We start from the raw sequence: 17,815 nt of genomic DNA, 5'->3' as shown, positions 1-17,815 counted from the left end.
TTTCAATCCGGTTCAGGTGTAAGCCACCAAGGCTATCGTGAGCCTGGTCACCCATATACTCAAACGCCGGAACACCTGTGTGCATTCCGGCGTCCGGTTGCTGCAGGATCCCGCCACCGGGGCGGGAGTCCGCGGGCGGGGCAGGGGAGTGGTCCCCATCCTGGCGGTGTGCGCGACGGCGGCGGCTTGCGTAGGGTGGTGGGCGAGGCTTTCCAGGGGGACACCGGGTCCGGGGCCGTGACGGACGGAGCTAGATCATGAAGACGACATTTGCCGCAGCAGCCATTGCCGCCGTTGCCGCGCTCACCGGCTGCTCGGTGTCCACGCCGGCGCCGGCGGAGTCAACGCAGCCGTCCGCTTCGCCCTCGGTCCGGTCCAGCGGCGGCAGCACGCCCCGTGCGTCATCAGCAGGCACCGGCACTCCGGGCGCGGGTGCCAAGGAAGCCTGTGAACTCTTCAACAAACTGTTCGCCGACTACGCTGCGGTTTCCCCCACTGATGCAAAAGGCTATGAGGACGTTTACCTGAAGGCCCAGGACGCCAAAGGAACCGTTGCCGGCGACCTCGAGGGGCTCTTTGCCTCGCTCAGCCTCCTGGCGATCGACCACTCGGCTGCCGCGGAGTCCGGCAGCACGCCTGCCCAGGAGTCCAAGGACGCTGTGCGGGACGCCGTCTTCGCCAACTCGGGTACCTGCACGGCGGAAGGCGTCACCCTGCGCTTGTAGGCAGCCGGTGCACAGCTCGAAAACAGGTGCTTGCAATCCGGCCGGATGTGGGGTAGACATGTAGGTTGTTTTGCCGTATCGTAGATATTTGCGTCTTCCCTGTTTACCTTCAGCCTTCATATAGCGGTGGGCTTTGCCTGGCAGCTGGCAATCAACGTGCCGTGACAACGTCACAGCATCGTCAGCGCGGGTCCCGGGTCATATAGCGGAACCGGATGGTAGCGCTGCGGAGTCACTTTCGCAGGGTGCACAGCGGGGGAGATCTGAAAACGCCTGAAGGTCTGTGGAAGGATCCCTCTTGGTCGCCTCGAGCACCTCTAATAACGAAACCGCTAACACCGCCGACAGCACTGATGGTGCCACTCGCCGGCTCTCATTCGCAAAGATTCACGAACCTCTTGACGTTCCGAATCTGCTTGCCCTGCAGACAGACAGCTTCGACTGGCTGGTCGGCAATGAGCGCTGGCAGGCACGCGTGGCAAAGGCTGTCGAAGAAAACGATCTCAGCGTCGCCACCACGTCCGGCCTGTCGGACATCTTCGAAGAGATCTCCCCGATCGAGGACTTCCAGGGCACCATGTCCTTGAGCTTCTCCGATCCGGAGTTCGCTGACCCTAAATACACCATGGCCGAGTGCAAGGACCGGGACGCAACGTACTCGGCACCGCTGTACGTCAAGGCCGAGTTCATGAACAACAACACGGGCGAAATCAAGCAGCAGACCGTGTTCATGGGCGATTTCCCGCTGATGACCGAAAAGGGCACCTTCGTGGTCAACGGCACCGAGCGTGTCGTCGTCTCCCAGCTGGTCCGTTCGCCGGGCGCCTACTTCGAGCGCGCCGCTGACAAGACCAGCGACAAGGACATCTTCACCGCCAAGATCATCCCGTCCCGCGGTGCGTGGTTCGAGCTCGAGATCGACAAGCGCGACCAGGTCGGTGTCCGCCTCGACCGCAAGCGCAAGCAGTCCGTCACCGTCCTGCTCAAGGCCCTCGGCTGGACCGAAGGCCAGATCCTCGAAGAGTTCGGCCAGTACGACTCCATGCGGGCAACCCTGGAGAAGGACGCCACCGAGACCCGCGAAGACGCCCTGCTGGACATCTACCGCAAGCTCCGTCCGGGCGAGCCGCCCACCGTCGAGGCCGCCCAGTCACTGCTGGACAACCTGTACTTCAACTCCAAGCGCTACGATCTGGCCAAGGTTGGCCGCTACAAGATCAACCGCAAGCTCGGCATTGACCGCTCCCTTGGAGACAAGGAAGCCTCGGTCCTGCACGTTGAAGACATCGTTGCCATGATCAAGTTCCTCGTCGCGCTGCACGCCGGCGAGAAGACCATCAAGGGCACCCGCGATGGCCAGGAAGTGGACCTGCGCGTCGAAATCGACGACATCGACCACTTCGGCAACCGCCGCATCCGCGCCGTCGGCGAGCTCATCGAGAACCAGGTCCGCACCGGCCTCTCCCGCATGGAGCGCGTCGTCCGCGAGCGTATGACCACCCAGGACGTTGAGGCCATCACGCCGCAGACCCTGATCAACATCCGGCCCGTGGTTGCAGCCATCAAGGAGTTCTTCGGAACGTCCCAGCTGTCCCAGTTCATGGACCAGAACAACCCGCTCTCGGGCCTGACCCACAAGCGCCGCCTGTCCGCGCTTGGCCCCGGTGGTCTGTCCCGTGACCGTGCCGGCATGGAAGTCCGTGACGTGCACCCGTCCCACTACGGACGTATGTGCCCCATCGAAACCCCTGAAGGCCCGAACATCGGCCTGATCGGTTCGCTGGCATCCTATGGCCGCATCAACCCGTTCGGTTTCATCGAAACCCCGTACCGGCTGGTCAAGGACGGCGTCGTGTCCGACGACGTCCAGTACCTGACTGCCGACGACGAGGCCGAGGTGCTGATCGCGCAGGCCAACGCCCCGCTGGACGAGAACAACAAGTTCGCCGAGGACACCGTCCTGGTCCGTGCCCGTGGTGGTGGAGGCGAGCCCGTCCTGGTTCCCGCCGCGGACGTCGAGTTCATGGATGTTTCCCCGCGCCAGATGGTGTCCGTGGCAACCGCCCTGATCCCGTTCCTGGAGCACGACGACGCCAACCGTGCACTCATGGGTGCCAACATGCAGCGCCAGGCCGTGCCGCTGGTCCGTTCCGAGGCCCCGTTCGTGGGTACCGGCATGGAACGCGCCGCCGCCGTCGACGCAGGTGACGTTGTCATCGCCAAGAAGGCCGGTGTGGTCACCGAGGTTTCCGCCGAGCTCGTCATCATGCTCAACGACGACGGCACCGAGACCAACTACCGCATCAACAAGTTCGCCCGCTCCAACCAGGGCAACTGCTACAACCACCGCGTCCTGGTGAACGAAGGCCAGCGCCTGGAAGTCGGCGGCATCATCGCCGACGGTCCGGCAACGGACCAGGGTGAACTCGCACTGGGCAAGAACCTGCTCGTGGCATTCATGTCATGGGAAGGCCACAACTTCGAGGACGCCATCATCCTCTCGCAGCGCATCGTTGCCGAGGACGTCCTCTCCTCCATCCACATCGAGGAGCACGAGATCGATGCCCGCGACACCAAGCTTGGTGCCGAGGAGATCACCCGTGACATCCCCAACGTGTCCGAGGAAGTCCTCGCCGGTTTGGACGAGCGCGGCATCATCCACATCGGTGCCGAGGTTGAAGCAGGCGACATCCTGGTCGGAAAGGTCACCCCGAAGGGTGAAACCGAGCTGACCCCGGAAGAGCGCCTGCTGCGCGCCATCTTCGGTGAGAAGTCCCGCGAAGTGCGCGACACCTCGCTGAAGGTGCCGCACGGCGAGTCCGGCACCGTCATCGGCGTCCGCGTCTTCGACCGCGACAACGACGACGAGCTGCCCCCGGGCGTGAACCAGCTGGTTCGTGTCTACGTGGCTGCCAAGCGCAAGATCACCGACGGCGACAAGCTCGCCGGCCGCCACGGCAACAAGGGTGTTATCTCCAAGATCCTCCCCGTCGAGGACATGCCCTTCCTTGCCGACGGCACCCCCGTTGACATCGTCCTGAACCCGCTGGGTGTTCCGGGCCGTATGAACGTGGGCCAGGTGCTCGAAACGCACCTCGGCTGGGTTGCCAAGACCGGTTGGAAGATCGAAGGCGAGCCCGAGTGGGTCAAGCAGCTGCCGAACCTGCCGCGCGAGAGTGGCCCCACCACTGTTGCCACGCCGGTATTCGACGGTGCCCGCGAAGAGGAAATCACGGGCCTGCTGGATTCCACCAACGTGACCCGCGACGGTGACCGCCTGATCAACTCCTCGGGCAAGACCCGCCTGTTTGACGGCCGCTCCGGCGAGCCGTTCCCGGATCCGATCTCGGTCGGCTACATGTACATCCTGAAGCTCCACCACCTGGTGGACGACAAGATCCACGCGCGCTCCACCGGCCCGTACTCCATGATCACGCAGCAGCCGCTGGGTGGTAAGGCACAGTTCGGCGGCCAGCGCTTCGGTGAAATGGAAGTGTGGGCGCTCGAAGCTTACGGCGCTGCCTACACGCTCCAGGAACTGCTCACGATCAAGTCGGACGATATCCACGGTCGTGTGAAGGTCTACGAAGCGATCGTCAAGGGCGAGAACATCCCCGAGCCGGGCGTTCCCGAATCCTTCAAGGTCTTGATCAAGGAAATGCAGTCGCTGTGCCTGAACGTGGAAGTGCTTTCCACGGACGGAACCACAATTGAAATGCGTGACTCTGATGACGCAGTCTTCACGGCTGCGGAAGAACTGGGCATCGATCTGTCTCGCGCAGAGCCCAGCTCCGTAGAAGAGGTTTAGCAGGCGGGCGTACGACGGCGGGTGCCCACCCGCCGTCGTACCCCACCTCCCTCCTCCCGCAACCAGGGCGCCCGGTGGTAGAGCCTGTCGAAACCCCGGCGCCGTCAAGACTTCAGAATTTAGAGAACAAGAGAGAACAGGGACCATATGTCCAGCGAATCCTCCTTCGGCCTCATGCAGATCGGCCTCGCCACCGCGGAAGACATCCGCGGCTGGTCGTACGGCGAGGTTAAGAAGCCGGAAACCATCAACTACCGCACGCTCAAGCCCGAGAAGGACGGCCTCTTCTGCGAGAAGATCTTCGGCCCGTCCCGGGACTGGGAGTGCTACTGCGGCAAGTACAAGCGCGTGCGCTTCAAGGGCATCATCTGTGAGCGCTGTGGCGTCGAAGTCACCCGCGCCAAGGTCCGCCGTGAGCGCATGGGCCACATCGAGCTGGCCGCTCCCGTCACGCACATCTGGTACTTCAAGGGTGTTCCGTCCCGCCTGGGCTACCTCCTTGACCTGGCTCCGAAGGACCTTGAAAAGGTCATCTACTTCGCTGCCTACATGATCACCAGCGTCGACGAGGCTGCGCGCCACGAGGAACTGCCCAACCTGCAGGTTGAGCACGACATCGAGAAGAAGCAGCTGATCGACAACCGCGACGCCGACATCGCCGCGATCGCCCGCGACCTCGAAGGCGAAATCGCACGCCTTGAGGGCGAAGGCGCCAAGGCAGCCGACAAGAAGAAGGCCCGCGACTCCGCCGACCGCCAGATGGCCAACGTGCGCAAGCGTGCCGACGCCGACATCGAGCGCCTCGAGCAGGTCTGGGACCGCTTCAAGAACCTGAAGGTCGCCGACCTCGAAGGTGACGAAGGCCTGTACCGTGAACTGCGCGACCGGTATGGCATGTACTTCGAAGGCTCCATGGGTGCCGAAGCCATCAAGAAGCGCCTTGAGAACTTCGACATGCAGGCCGAGTCCGACCTGCTGCGCGACATCATCGCCAACGGCAAGGGCCAGCGCAAGACCCGCGCCCTCAAGCGCCTGAAGGTGGTCAATGCGTTCCTGACCACCAACAACAGCCCGCTCGGCATGGTGCTGGACGCCGTCCCGGTGATCCCGCCGGAACTGCGCCCGATGGTCCAGCTGGACGGTGGCCGCTTCGCGACCTCCGACCTCAACGACCTCTACCGCCGCGTGATCAACCGGAACAACCGCCTCAAGCGCCTGCTTGACCTCGGGGCCCCGGAGATCATCGTCAACAACGAGAAGCGCATGCTTCAGGAAGCTGTTGACAGCCTCTTCGACAACGGCCGCCGCGGCCGTCCGGTCACAGGACCGGGCAACCGTCCGCTGAAGTCCCTGAGCGACATGCTCAAGGGCAAGCAGGGTCGTTTCCGCCAGAACCTCCTCGGCAAGCGCGTCGACTACTCCGGCCGTTCGGTCATCGTCGTCGGCCCGCAGCTGAAGCTGCACCAGTGCGGCCTGCCCAAGCAGATGGCCCTGGAGCTCTTCAAGCCGTTCGTGATGAAGCGCCTGGTTGACCTCAACCACGCCCAGAACATCAAGTCGGCCAAGCGGATGGTGGAGCGCTACCGCCCGCAGGTTTGGGATGTGCTCGAAGAGATCATCACCGAACACCCGGTGCTGCTCAACCGTGCACCTACCCTGCACCGCCTGGGTATCCAGGCGTTCGAGCCGCAGCTCGTTGAAGGCAAGGCAATCCAGCTGCACCCGCTGGTTTGTGGCGCGTTCAACGCCGACTTCGACGGCGACCAGATGGCAGTCCACCTGCCGCTGAGCCCCGAAGCGCAGGCTGAGGCCCGCATCCTGATGCTGTCTTCGAACAACATCCTGAAGCCCTCCGACGGACGCCCGGTCACCCTGCCCTCGCAGGATATGATCATCGGCCTCTACCACCTGACCACCAAGCGCAAGGGTTCAGCCGGTGAAGGCCGCATCTTCGGTTCGGTTTCGGAAGCCATCATGGCGTTCGACGCCCGCGAGCTGCACCTGAACTCGCAGGTCAAGATCCGGCTCGAAGGCTTTGTGCCCTACGCCGGCTGGGAAGCTCCGGAAGGTTGGGAGCAGGGTCAGCCCGCTCTCGTCCAGACCTCCCTGGGCCAGGTCCTCTTCAACGAGACCCTGCCCGAGGACTACCCCTGGGTTGAGGCGGTTGCCGACAAGGGCGAACTGTCCCGCATCGTCAACGACCTCGCCGAGCGCTACCCGAAGGTCGTCACCGCGGCAACGCTGGACAACCTGAAGGATGCCGGTTTCTACTGGGCCACCCGCTCAGGCGTCACGGTTGCCATCTCCGACATCGAGGTCCCGGCTGCCAAGCCGGCGATCCTTGCCGGTTACGAGGAACGGGCCGCAAAGATCCAGGGCCAGTACGACAAGGGCCTGATCGACGACGACGAGCGTCGCCAGGAACTGATCGAGATCTGGAACAAGGCCACCAACGACATCGCCTCGGTGATGCGTGAAAGCCTGTCCCCGATGAACACCATCAACCGCATGGTGTCCTCCGGTGCACGTGGTAACTGGATGCAGGTCCGCCAGATCGCGGGTATCCGTGGCCTGGTGGCCAACCCGAAGGGTGAGATCATCCCGCGCCCCATCAAGTCCTCCTACCGTGAGGGCCTGTCGGTGCTGGAATACTTCATCGCCACGCACGGTGCCCGTAAGGGCCTGGCCGATACCGCCCTGCGTACCGCCAACTCGGGTTACCTGACCCGTCGTCTGGTGGACGTCTCGCAGGACGTCATCGTCCGTGAAGAGGACTGCGGCACCGAGCGCGGCCTGGTCACGCCCATCGCCGTCGCCGATTCCAACGGCGAGCTCGTCCTGGACGAGAACGTGGAGAACAGCGCCTACGCCCGTACGCTGGCAGTCGACGTCGTGGACTCCAAGGGCAATGTCCTGGCAGCCGCCGGCACCGACTGCGGCGACGTCGTCATCGCTGAACTCTTCAAGGCAGGCATCACCGAGGTCAAGGTCCGGTCTGTACTCACTTGTGAGTCCAGCGTCGGCACCTGCGCCCTGTGCTACGGCCGTTCCCTGGCCACCGGCAAGACCGTGGACATCGGCGAGGCCGTGGGCATCATCGCCGCACAGTCCATCGGTGAGCCCGGTACCCAGCTGACCATGCGTACGTTCCACACCGGTGGTGCTGTTTCCGCCGGCGGTGGCGACGACATCACCCAGGGTCTGCCCCGTATCCAGGAGCTCTTCGAAGCCCGTACTCCGAAGGGTGTCGCGCCCATTGCTGAAGCAGCCGGCCGCATCACCATCGAAGAGTCCGAGCGCCAGATGCGCCTGGTCATCACTCCGGATGACGGAACGGAAGAGATCGCTTACCCGGTCCTGCGCCGTTCACGCCTGCTCATCGAAGACGGCGACCACGTCACCGTCGGCCAGAAGCTGATCAACGGTCCCGTTGACCCCAAGCAGGTCCTGCGCATCATGGGTCCGCGTGCCGCCCAGAAGTTCCTGGTGGACGAGGTCCAGGGCGTGTACCGCAGCCAGGGCATCGGTATCCACGACAAGCACGTCGAGGTTATCGTCCGCCAGATGCTGCGCCGCGTCACGGTCATCGAGTCCGGCGAATCGGACCTGCTGCCCGGCGAGCTCGCCGAGCGGAGCCGGTTCGAGGAGGCCAACCGCCGCGTTGTGTCCGAGGGCAAGACTCCGGCTTCCGGACGTCCCGAGCTCATGGGTATCACCAAGGCGTCGCTGGCCACCGAGTCCTGGCTCTCGGCCGCTTCCTTCCAGGAGACCACCCGCGTCCTGACGCAGGCGGCCATGGAAGGCAAGAGCGATCCGCTGCTTGGCCTGAAGGAGAACGTCATCATCGGTAAGCTGATCCCCGCCGGCACGGGCCTCCCGCGCTACACGGAGGTCACCGTCGAGCCCACTGAAGAAGCGAAGGCCAACCTGTTCACCGGCCCCAGCGCATTCAGCGATTTCTCGTACGACACCCTGGGCGGTGATGGAGCTCCCGAGTTCCACGCCATCCCGCTGGATGACTACGATCTCGGTAACGACTTCCGCTAACCGCCGAGGCCGGCTGAGCCGAAAGGGATGGTCCCGCACCGCACGGTGCGGGACCATCCCCGTTTAACCCGTCGATTAAGGCCTGGACACTGTCCGTGGTAGACTGGATACCAATTGTTATTGTGGCAGTGGATGAGTGCGCCGGTATCAGCTGAAAGGCTGAACCAGAGCGACGTTTCCGGTTTGCAGGGTTCTTGTGCAACGTATGCCACATTTTTGCATGCCTAGGGACTGATGGGATCGCAAGCTCCCTCCCGGTATGCGATCCGACTATTAAAGGCTTCGCCTTCGCCGCCATGGAGATCCTCTTCAGGGCCCGGGCGGCGGGGCAACGCAACAAGAGAGTGGCCGGAAACAGCCACTCCGGATAAAACGGAGAACACGAGAGTGCCTACGATTAACCAGCTGGTCCGCAAGGGCCGCACGCCTAAGGTCTCAAAGACCAAGGCTCCCGCGCTTAAGGGCAGCCCCATGCGCCGCGGTGTTTGCACCCGCGTTTACACCACCACCCCGAAGAAGCCGAACTCGGCCCTGCGTAAGGTGGCGCGTGTTCGCCTCAACGGCGGCGTGGAAGTTACCGCCTACATCCCCGGTGTTGGCCACAACCTGCAGGAGCACTCCATTGTGCTCGTCCGCGGTGGTCGTGTTAAGGACCTCCCCGGTGTCCGCTACAAGATCGTCCGTGGCGCCCTTGATACCCAGGGCGTGAAGAACCGTAAGCAGGCCCGCAGCCGCTACGGCGCAAAGATGGAGAAGAAGTAATATGCCTCGCAAGGGTCCGGCCCCCAAGCGGCCGCTCGTTTCGGATCCGGTTTACGGCTCCCCGCTGGTAACCCAGCTCATCAACAAGGTGCTTGTTGACGGCAAGAAGTCCACTGCAGAGCGCATCGTCTACGGTGCCCTCGAAGGCGCACGCGCCAAGTCCGGTGGCGACCCCGTCGCAGCGCTGAAGAAGGCCATGGACAACGTCAAGCCTTCGCTTGAGGTTCGCTCCCGCCGCGTCGGTGGCGCCACCTACCAGGTTCCGGTTGAGGTCAAGCCGGGCCGCTCCACCGCACTCGCCCTGCGCTGGCTGGTTGGGTACTCCAAGGCCCGCCGCGAAAAGACGATGACCGAGCGCCTCCAGAACGAAATCCTGGACGCGTCCAATGGTCTCGGTGCCGCTGTGAAGCGTCGCGAAGACACCCACAAGATGGCCGAGTCCAACAAGGCCTTCGCACACTACCGCTGGTAATACTCCCCGGGCGCCGCCGGCTCAACAGAGCCGGCGGCGAACGTGTAGTCCATCCCAAAAGGAGACCCCGTGGCACAGGACGTGCTTACCGACCTTAGTAAGGTCCGCAACATCGGCATCATGGCCCACATTGATGCCGGCAAGACCACCACAACCGAGCGCATCCTGTTCTACACGGGTGTGAACCACAAGATCGGCGAAACGCACGACGGCGCTTCGACCACTGACTGGATGGAACAGGAAAAGGAACGCGGCATCACCATCACGTCTGCCGCCGTGACCTGCTTCTGGGAGAACAACCAGATCAACATCATCGACACCCCCGGCCACGTGGACTTCACGGTTGAGGTTGAGCGTTCCCTGCGCGTCCTCGACGGTGCAGTTGCCGTTTTCGATGGCAAGGAAGGCGTTGAGCCGCAGTCGGAGACCGTTTGGCGCCAGGCTGACAAGTACAACGTTCCTCGTATCTGCTTCGTCAACAAGATGGACAAGCTCGGTGCTGACTTCTACTTCACCGTAGACACCATCATCAGCCGCCTCGGCGCCAAGCCGCTGGTCATGCAGCTGCCGATCGGTGCCGAGAACGACTTCATCGGCGTCGTCGATCTGCTTTACATGCGTGCCCTGGTTTGGCCGGGCGACGCCAAGGGCGACGTGACCATGGGTGCCAAGTACGAGATCCGCGAGATCCCGGCTGACCTCCAGGAAAAGGCTGAAGAGTACCGCGCGAACCTCGTTGAGACGGTCGCCGAGTCCTCCGAGGAACTCATGGAGAAGTACCTCGAGGGTGAAGAGATCTCGATTGACGAGCTCAAGGCCGGCATCCGCAAGATGACCATCAACTCCGAGCTGTACCCGATCTTCTGTGGCTCCGCCTTCAAGAACCGTGGCGTCCAGCCGATGCTCGATGCCGTGGTGGACTACCTGCCGAACCCGCTCGACGTCCCCCCGATGGTCGGTCACGATCCTCGCGACGAAGAGAAGGAACTGACCCGCAAGCCTTCCGCCGAAGAGCCCTTCTCGGCTCTGGCATTCAAGATTGCGGCCCACCCCTTCTTCGGCCAGCTCACCTTCATCCGCGTGTACTCCGGTCACGTGGAAGCAGGCGCCCAGGTGGTCAACTCCACCAAGGGCAAGAAGGAGCGCATCGGCAAGCTGTTCCAGATGCACGCCAACAAGGAAATGCCCGTCGAGGGCGCTACCGCCGGCCACATCTACGCAGCCATCGGTCTGAAGGACACCACCACGGGCGATACCCTGTGCGATGCCAACAACCAGATCGTGCTCGAGTCCATGAGCTTCCCGGAGCCCGTGATCTCGGTTGCCATCGAGCCGAACACCAAGGGTGACCAGGAGAAGCTCTCCACGGCTATCCAGAAGCTCTCCGCTGAGGACCCCACCTTCCAGGTGTCCCTCAACGAAGACACCGGCCAGACCATCATCGCCGGCATGGGCGAACTCCACCTGGACATCCTGGTGGACCGCATGCGCCGCGAATTCAAGGTCGAGGCCAACGTTGGCAAGCCGCAGGTTGCTTACCGCGAAACCATCAAGCGCGCCGTCGAACGCCACGACTACACGCACAAGAAGCAGACCGGTGGTTCGGGCCAGTTCGCAAAGATCCAGATCGCGATCGAGCCGCTGGACACCGCCGAAGGCGAGCTGTACGAGTTCGAGAACAAGGTCACCGGTGGCCGTGTTCCCCGCGAGTACATCCCGTCCGTTGACGCCGGCATCCAGGATGCGCTGAACGACGGCGTCCTGGCCGGCTACCCGGTGGTCGGCATCAAGGCAACGCTGATTGACGGCGCTTACCACGATGTTGACTCTTCGGAAATGGCGTTCAAGATCGCCGGCCGCATGGCTTTCAAGGAAGCTGCGCGTAAGGCGAACCCGGTTCTGCTTGAACCGCTGATGGATGTCGAGGTCCGCACCCCTGAGGAATACATGGGTGAAGTTATCGGTGACCTCAACTCCCGCCGTGGCCAGATGCAGTCCATGGAAGATGCACAGGGCGTCAAGGTCATCCGTGCGCACGTCCCGCTGTCCGGCATGTTCGGCTACATCGGTGACCTGCGCTCGAAGACCCAGGGCCGTGCTGTGTACTCCATGACGTTCAACAGCTACGCCGAGGTCCCGAAGGCAGTTGCCGACGAGATCATCCAGAAGACCCGCGGCGAATAGTCCCTCGGACTTTTCACCGCGAACAAACTCGGGTGCGCTTGCCGGTTACGGAAAGCACAGCCGGTGCAGGTGGCCGGGGCACGGTCGGATTCGTCCGGTCAAGCCGGTCTCCGGCCATCTGCACGAACAGGCTCTAGGGACTAGTATTAGTTCCTGAATCTGCAATTTCACCAATCCAAAGCCCCCCAAGTAGACTTACCTGAGTTTCTGCCGCGACAAGTGCGGCAGGAGGGTATGTCATTTGAAAACGTTCTAGGAGGAACCTGTGGCAAAGGCAAAGTTCGAGCGGACTAAGCCGCACGTCAACATCGGCACCATTGGTCACGTTGACCACGGTAAGACGACGCTGACGGCCGCCATTTCCAAGGTGCTGTACGACAAGTACCCGACTCTCAACGAGAAGCGTGACTTCGCGTCGATCGACTCTGCACCCGAAGAGCGTCAGCGCGGTATTACCATCAACATCTCCCACGTGGAGTACCAGACCGAGAAGCGTCACTACGCACACGTTGACGCCCCCGGCCACGCTGACTACATCAAGAACATGATCACCGGTGCTGCCCAGATGGACGGCGCAATCCTCGTGGTTGCTGCTACCGACGGCCCGATGGCTCAGACCCGCGAGCACGTTCTGCTGGCCCGCCAGGTTGGTGTTCCCTACCTGCTGGTCGCGCTGAACAAGGCAGACATGGTTGACGACGAAGAGCTCCTCGACCTCGTCGAAATGGAAGTTCGTGAGCTCCTGAGCTCGCAGGGCTTCGATGGCGACAACGCACCGGTTGTCCGCGTTTCCGGCCTGAAGGCCCTGGAAGGCGACCCCGAGTGGGTCAAGTCCGTTGAGGACCTGATGGCCGCAGTCGACGAGTCCGTTCCGGACCCCGTACGTGACCGCGACAAGCCGTTCCTGATGCCGATCGAAGATGTCTTCACCATCACCGGTCGTGGCACCGTTGTTACGGGCCGCGCCGAGCGTGGAACCCTCGCCATCAACTCCGAGGTCGAGATCGTCGGCATCCGCCCGGTCCAGAAGACCACGGTTACCGGTATCGAGATGTTCCACAAGCAGCTCGACGAAGCATGGGCCGGCGAGAACTGTGGCCTCCTGCTCCGCGGTCTGAAGCGCGACGATGTCGAGCGTGGCCAGGTTGTCGTCAAGCCGGGTTCCATCACCCCGCACACCGACTTCGAGGCAAACGTCTACATCCTCTCCAAGGACGAAGGCGGACGTCACAACCCGTTCTACTCCAACTACCGCCCGCAGTTCTACTTCCGCACCACGGACGTAACCGGCGTTATCACCCTGCCCGAGGGCACGGAAATGGTTATGCCCGGCGACAACACTGAGATGACCGTTGCGCTCATCCAGCCCATCGCAATGGAAGAGGGCCTCGGCTTCGCAATCCGTGAAGGCGGCCGCACCGTTGGTTCGGGACGTGTCACCAAGATCATCAAGTAGTTTCTGCTGATCTCGGATTACCGAATCATTGATTCGGTAATCCACAGAAAACCCCGCTGCCCAGTGCAGCGGGGTTTTCTTTTGCTACTGTTTATCCAGTCGTTGGATAAATCCGTGAATCAGTGTTGCCTGATGGAAGAAGGCCTGACATGAGGGACGAGTCGTATGCCGCAGGGTACCGCGCCGGACACCTGCAGGGTTGGCTGGACGCCATAGCGCAGGTAGAGCAGATGCGGCACCCGGCGGCCCCGGACCAACCCGCGCCGCAGGAAGTGCACCCGGCACAGGCCCTTATGGCAGGGGCCGCTCCTGCCCCTGCCCCAGCCACCGCAGCATTCTCCGCGCATACGCCCTCCGGGCAGGAAGCGCCGGCGCCCTCGGCGCGGACCGGCCCGCCCGACGCCGGCAGGTCCCGAGCCGTCGTTGACCCCGGACGGGCGGTGCAGCCACGGCTCTCCGCGCCAGTGCCGTCCGGTGCCCGGGGCGTGCCGCGAGCCGGCACGGCTGCTGAGCGCCAGGCGCGCAGGGAACGCCGGGACCGGCAGAACATCAACATCACGCTCTACGTCGCGAGCTTGCTCCTAGTGGCGGCCGCGGCTCTCTTCGTCGGCAGCGGTCTGCCCCCGATGCTGCGCTTTGTCGGCGTTGGGGCCGTCACCGCGATGTTCTACAGCCTGGGCTTCGGCCTGCATGCGAAGATCGCCCGGTTAAGGCCCGCCGCCGTCGCCTTTACGGGGACCGGCCTTGCGCTGGTGCCGGTTTCGGGCCTGGCACTGTACAACTTCGCCTGGCATAACGGGCCCGCCACCTGGTTGCTGACGTCCGTCGTGGGGACCGCCGCCTATGTGGCGGCCGCCATCAGGCTTGAGAGCAAAGTCCTGACATATCTCTCTTTGACGTTCGTGGTGTCGAGCGCCTGGTCGGGGGTTGCTGTCCTTGGGGGAGCACTCGTTTGGTATTTCGCGGCCCTGATCAGCGTGGCCCTGGCCTTCACGATGTTGTCGCTCGTGCGCCCGGCCTGGCTGCCGCCCCTCTTCGCCGGGCCGCTTACCGCGCTGCACCCCTATTTGGTGCCAGGTGTCGCCGCCGCAGCCACTTTGTCACCGCTCCTGCCGGCTGGCCCGGGGTTGACCAAAGCAGAGTATGCGCTTGTCCTCGGTGCCTGCGGGGCATACTTCGCCTTGTTTGCAGTGGCCACGGCCGTTCTACGGCTGGCATATTTCAGGGCCGCCGGGGTGGCACTTTCAATCGCGGCCGCCGTCGGGATCTGGCACCTGACGGGCCGCGGGACCGTCGCCCTGTTCACCCTTGGCGTTGTGGCCGGCGCCCAGTCCGTGGCCGTTGCGTTCATGGGTGCGCGCCTGGAAGCCTGGATCACGCGGGCACCAGGTGCGCCCGGCGCCCACCAAGGGGCGGCCGACGCCGGCCCGCATGCGGGTACGGCACGCTGGCGGCGTGACGCATTCGTCACGTTTGGCGTCCAGTTCGCAGCCACGGCCGGCTATGCGCTGGCGATCGTCGTCGCGGGCTTCTTCCCGCCGGCTCGGATATCTGCCGCCCCTGTGCCCTTGTGGCTTCCGGCCCTGCTCAGCCTTGCCGTGGGCTGCGCGCTGGCCGCCAGGCTTCGCGGCCGCGCGGAGATCGCGCCGGTCCCGGCACTGTTGCTGGCAGCCGTCCTCAGCCATCACATCGGTGAGGGCGTGTTTGCTGTGCTGATCGCCCTGGCTGCCGTTTTCTGGGCAGCCCGGGCCTACGCGGCGGACGGGGCGCTGCGCCACCGCATGGTGCTCAACGCACGCCTGGCCTGCACGGTGCTGGCTCCTGCCGTGACAGCAGCCGTGACCGAAGGCGCTGTGCAGGACCGGGCCGTGTGGTTCACGTTGCTGATCGTGGCTGCCGCACAGCAACTTCTCTCGGCGGCGATGCAGCGTTTTGGAATAAGAGCCCTGGCGCCCGGCATGAGCCTGGTCGGCTTCACGCTTCTCGGCCTCGGAAGCATCGCCAGCGTCTCGTCACTTGAGGGCCGCGGGTCACTGGCACTGACGTGGGCAGCGGTGCTGATCCAGCTCGCAGCTGTCCTTGTGGCCGGCTTGTTGCTGACCGGCAAACCTGCGGACTGGCGGAACTGGCGGCCCGGTGCCGGAGAGATCCTTGCGCCGGTGGTGTCCGCGATGCTTGCGGCGTTCGCCTTTGCCAGGCTTACGGAGGGCGCCGGCAACCTGGTGCTCTTGCTGCTGCTGGCGTACCTGGTGGCCTCTGCGCCCAGGCTCCCGGCGCTGGAGCACCGCTGGGCTTATTGGTGGGCAGCCCGGGCGGCAGGAACCGTACTGGTGTTGACGGCGTTCTCGCAGTTGCAGCACACCACCGGCAGCCTGGTTATCGGCGGGGAGGCGCTGCATCCAGCCACCGTCCTCGTCGCCGCCCTGTTCGCGCAGCTGGCCCTGCCCCTGGGCGGGAAAATCTTGCGGCGGGTCCCCGCGGGCGTAGTGGTCGACGCTGCTGTTGTCATCCTGCTGCAGCTTGCCGCCTGTGCCGTCCTGGCGCAGCAAGCCTTCGGGAGCTGGCAGCATCTTGCGGCCGTGTCCGGAGCTGCAGTTTCCGCCGCACTGGCGGCCTACGTCCTGCGGACTGAGCCGGTCACTGTGGTGTTTGCCCCTCTGTCCTTCCTGGCCCTCGCGGGCCTCTCCCTCGGAAATGTCCGGGTGGTTGAGGTTCTGCTGGGTGTCTTCGCAGTGTTTGCAGCCGTCATGGTGGCAGCAGTGCCCCGGCCTCGGAGCAAAGGGTGGTACTTCGTTGTTGCGCGCGTTCTCACTGCCGTCCTTGCCTTGGTGCTCAGCGACGACGTGACGGCGTCACCTGCCGCTGTCTCCGTAACGTTTGCGCTCGTCCTTGCTGCCCAGCATGTAATCCGCTGGATGATGCGTTTCCGGCTTGCTGCCGTGCCGTTCCAACAGGCCGCCGTGTGGATCACCCTCGCAGGCCAGGCCCTGCTGCCCCTGGTGTACGCCGTGCAGCACGGGGCTTTGTGGCCTGGCATAAACCTCAGTGGTCCGCTGCCGGGCGGCGGAACCGGGATGGACGGGGCGGGGCGTTGGGTATTGCTCCTTGAGTTGGGGCTCCTGGTGGTGTCGGCTGCCGTTGCCCGGAGGCTGTTCGTTGCCCGTGGTGCACTGTACTTCGGCGTTTACGGACTGCTCTTCGGCGTTTTGTCCCTCAGTCCGGTGGTTGCTTTCGGGGACCGGCCAGCCCTCAGCTTCACCGGGGCAGCCGTTGTGCTTCTGCTTCTGGGCCTTGCGGCAGCGGCGGCCGGTCCGGAGTGGCGGCGGATTGCCTCCACGGCGGGCCCGGAGCGCCGCCTGTGGCTCGCCGTTGCAGGAACATTCACGGCTGCGGCGTTGGCTTTGTCGCCACCGGCGGCCGACTGGGTTCCGGGCGCTGCCGTGCTGGCTGTTGCCGCGGTCCTGCTGACGGCTTCCCATGTGGAAACGATGCCGATCCTCTATCCGCCGGCTGCGGCCGCTGTCCTCGGCGGAGCCCTCATGCTGGCGACTGCGTGGCTGGGAGAATCCGGGAGCGAAGGCCCGGGGGAGTGGGCGCCTTACCTGCCGTGGCTGGCCGGCCCAGGCGTAGCGGCAGTGGGGCTCTATGCGGTGCGCCGGGCACGGTCCTCGGCGCTGGCGCAGGATCCGTTCCGGCGCTGGTCCCTGGCCGGCGGCGCCTTTTGCGGCCTTCTCCTGGCAGCGCTTGCCGGCCTGTACCGTGATGGCACCGCCTGGACCGGTGTGGGCGTCCTCGTTGCCGCCGCTGCTGTTGCTGTTGTCGAAGCGGCACCCCGCATGCGCAGGCCTGCAGCCGAACTGGCCGCCATCGTGATCGTGGCTGCTGTCCAGCGGGCGGCAATATTCGAGTCCAGCAAAGTCCGGGGACTCCCGCCGTGGCCCGCCGTTTCCCAGGTGGACCCCTTCTGGGTTGTGCAGTGGTACGTGCTGCTGGCTGCCGTACTGGCCGGCCTGCGATACCTGACGGGCAGTCCCACCATCGGCCGGCGCTACGCGTGTGCCGCCGCGGGGTTGCTCAGCCTGTCAGGGGCGGGCACAGTCTTCGGCGGCGACGCCTCGCGGCAGTTGTGGGTACTGGTGTGGCTGGCTGTGCTTATGGTTGCAGGGCTGGTCCTTGGTGACAGGCTCTTTGTCAGGTGGGGCGCGGCGGGGATTGCCGTCTGCGTCCTGTGGGCAATGCGGCAGTACACGTTTGCACTCCTGGCGGTGGTGGCCGTCGGCCTTATTGGTTTCGCGGTCTGGCGCCTCAGCCGGAGTACGGCCGGTGAGGACAAGGCCGGGAACGCGCCCTGATACTGTTTC

General features: G+C 64.1%; 8 protein-coding genes. All 8 read left to right on the top strand.

Features of this window, described 5'->3' with window-relative positions; genetic code table 11:
• Nucleotides 1–257 precede the first annotated feature (257 nt).
• The 8 genes from ACFVVC_RS17525 (at nt 258) to ACFVVC_RS17490 (ending at nt 17,806) form a co-directional block, all read left to right on the top strand.
• On the top strand, nt 258–725 hold the full coding sequence (locus ACFVVC_RS17525; protein WP_387456050.1) for a hypothetical protein: 468 nt from the start codon (nt 258–260) through the stop codon (nt 723–725).
• A 298-nt stretch (nt 726–1,023) separates the two neighbouring features.
• Nucleotides 1,024–4,533 (top strand): DNA-directed RNA polymerase subunit beta, encoded by a 3,510-nt coding sequence (gene rpoB, locus ACFVVC_RS17520; RefSeq protein WP_018760463.1) that lies wholly within the window; start codon nt 1,024–1,026, stop codon nt 4,531–4,533.
• Between the two features lie 147 nt (nt 4,534–4,680).
• Nucleotides 4,681–8,580: a DNA-directed RNA polymerase subunit beta' gene (locus ACFVVC_RS17515; RefSeq protein WP_387456047.1), complete on the top strand. Its 3,900-nt coding sequence runs from the start codon at nt 4,681–4,683 to the stop codon at nt 8,578–8,580.
• 387 nt (nt 8,581–8,967) lie between these two features.
• Nucleotides 8,968–9,342 carry a 30S ribosomal protein S12 gene (gene rpsL / locus ACFVVC_RS17510; RefSeq protein WP_009358312.1) on the top strand — a complete coding sequence of 125 codons (375 nt, stop codon included), beginning with the start codon at nt 8,968–8,970 and terminating at the stop codon, nt 9,340–9,342.
• A gap of 1 nt (nt 9,343) precedes the next feature.
• Nucleotides 9,344–9,814, top strand: a complete 471-nt coding sequence (gene rpsG / locus ACFVVC_RS17505) for a 30S ribosomal protein S7 (protein WP_003803829.1) — start codon at nt 9,344–9,346, stop codon at nt 9,812–9,814.
• A gap of 69 nt (nt 9,815–9,883) precedes the next feature.
• Nucleotides 9,884–11,998: an elongation factor G gene (fusA, locus tag ACFVVC_RS17500; protein WP_141942684.1), complete on the top strand. Its 2,115-nt coding sequence runs from the start codon at nt 9,884–9,886 to the stop codon at nt 11,996–11,998.
• Between the two features lie 265 nt (nt 11,999–12,263).
• Nucleotides 12,264–13,454: an elongation factor Tu gene (tuf, locus tag ACFVVC_RS17495; protein WP_018760460.1), complete on the top strand. Its 1,191-nt coding sequence runs from the start codon at nt 12,264–12,266 to the stop codon at nt 13,452–13,454.
• 149 nt (nt 13,455–13,603) lie between these two features.
• Nucleotides 13,604–17,806 (top strand): hypothetical protein, encoded by a 4,203-nt coding sequence (locus ACFVVC_RS17490; protein ID WP_387456042.1) that lies wholly within the window; start codon nt 13,604–13,606, stop codon nt 17,804–17,806.
• Nucleotides 17,807–17,815 lie beyond the last annotated feature (9 nt).

Source organism: Pseudarthrobacter sp. NPDC058196 (assembly GCF_042882685.1).
Lineage (GTDB): Bacteria > Actinomycetota > Actinomycetes > Actinomycetales > Micrococcaceae > Arthrobacter.
This window is presented reverse-complemented; position numbering and strand designations above follow the sequence as displayed.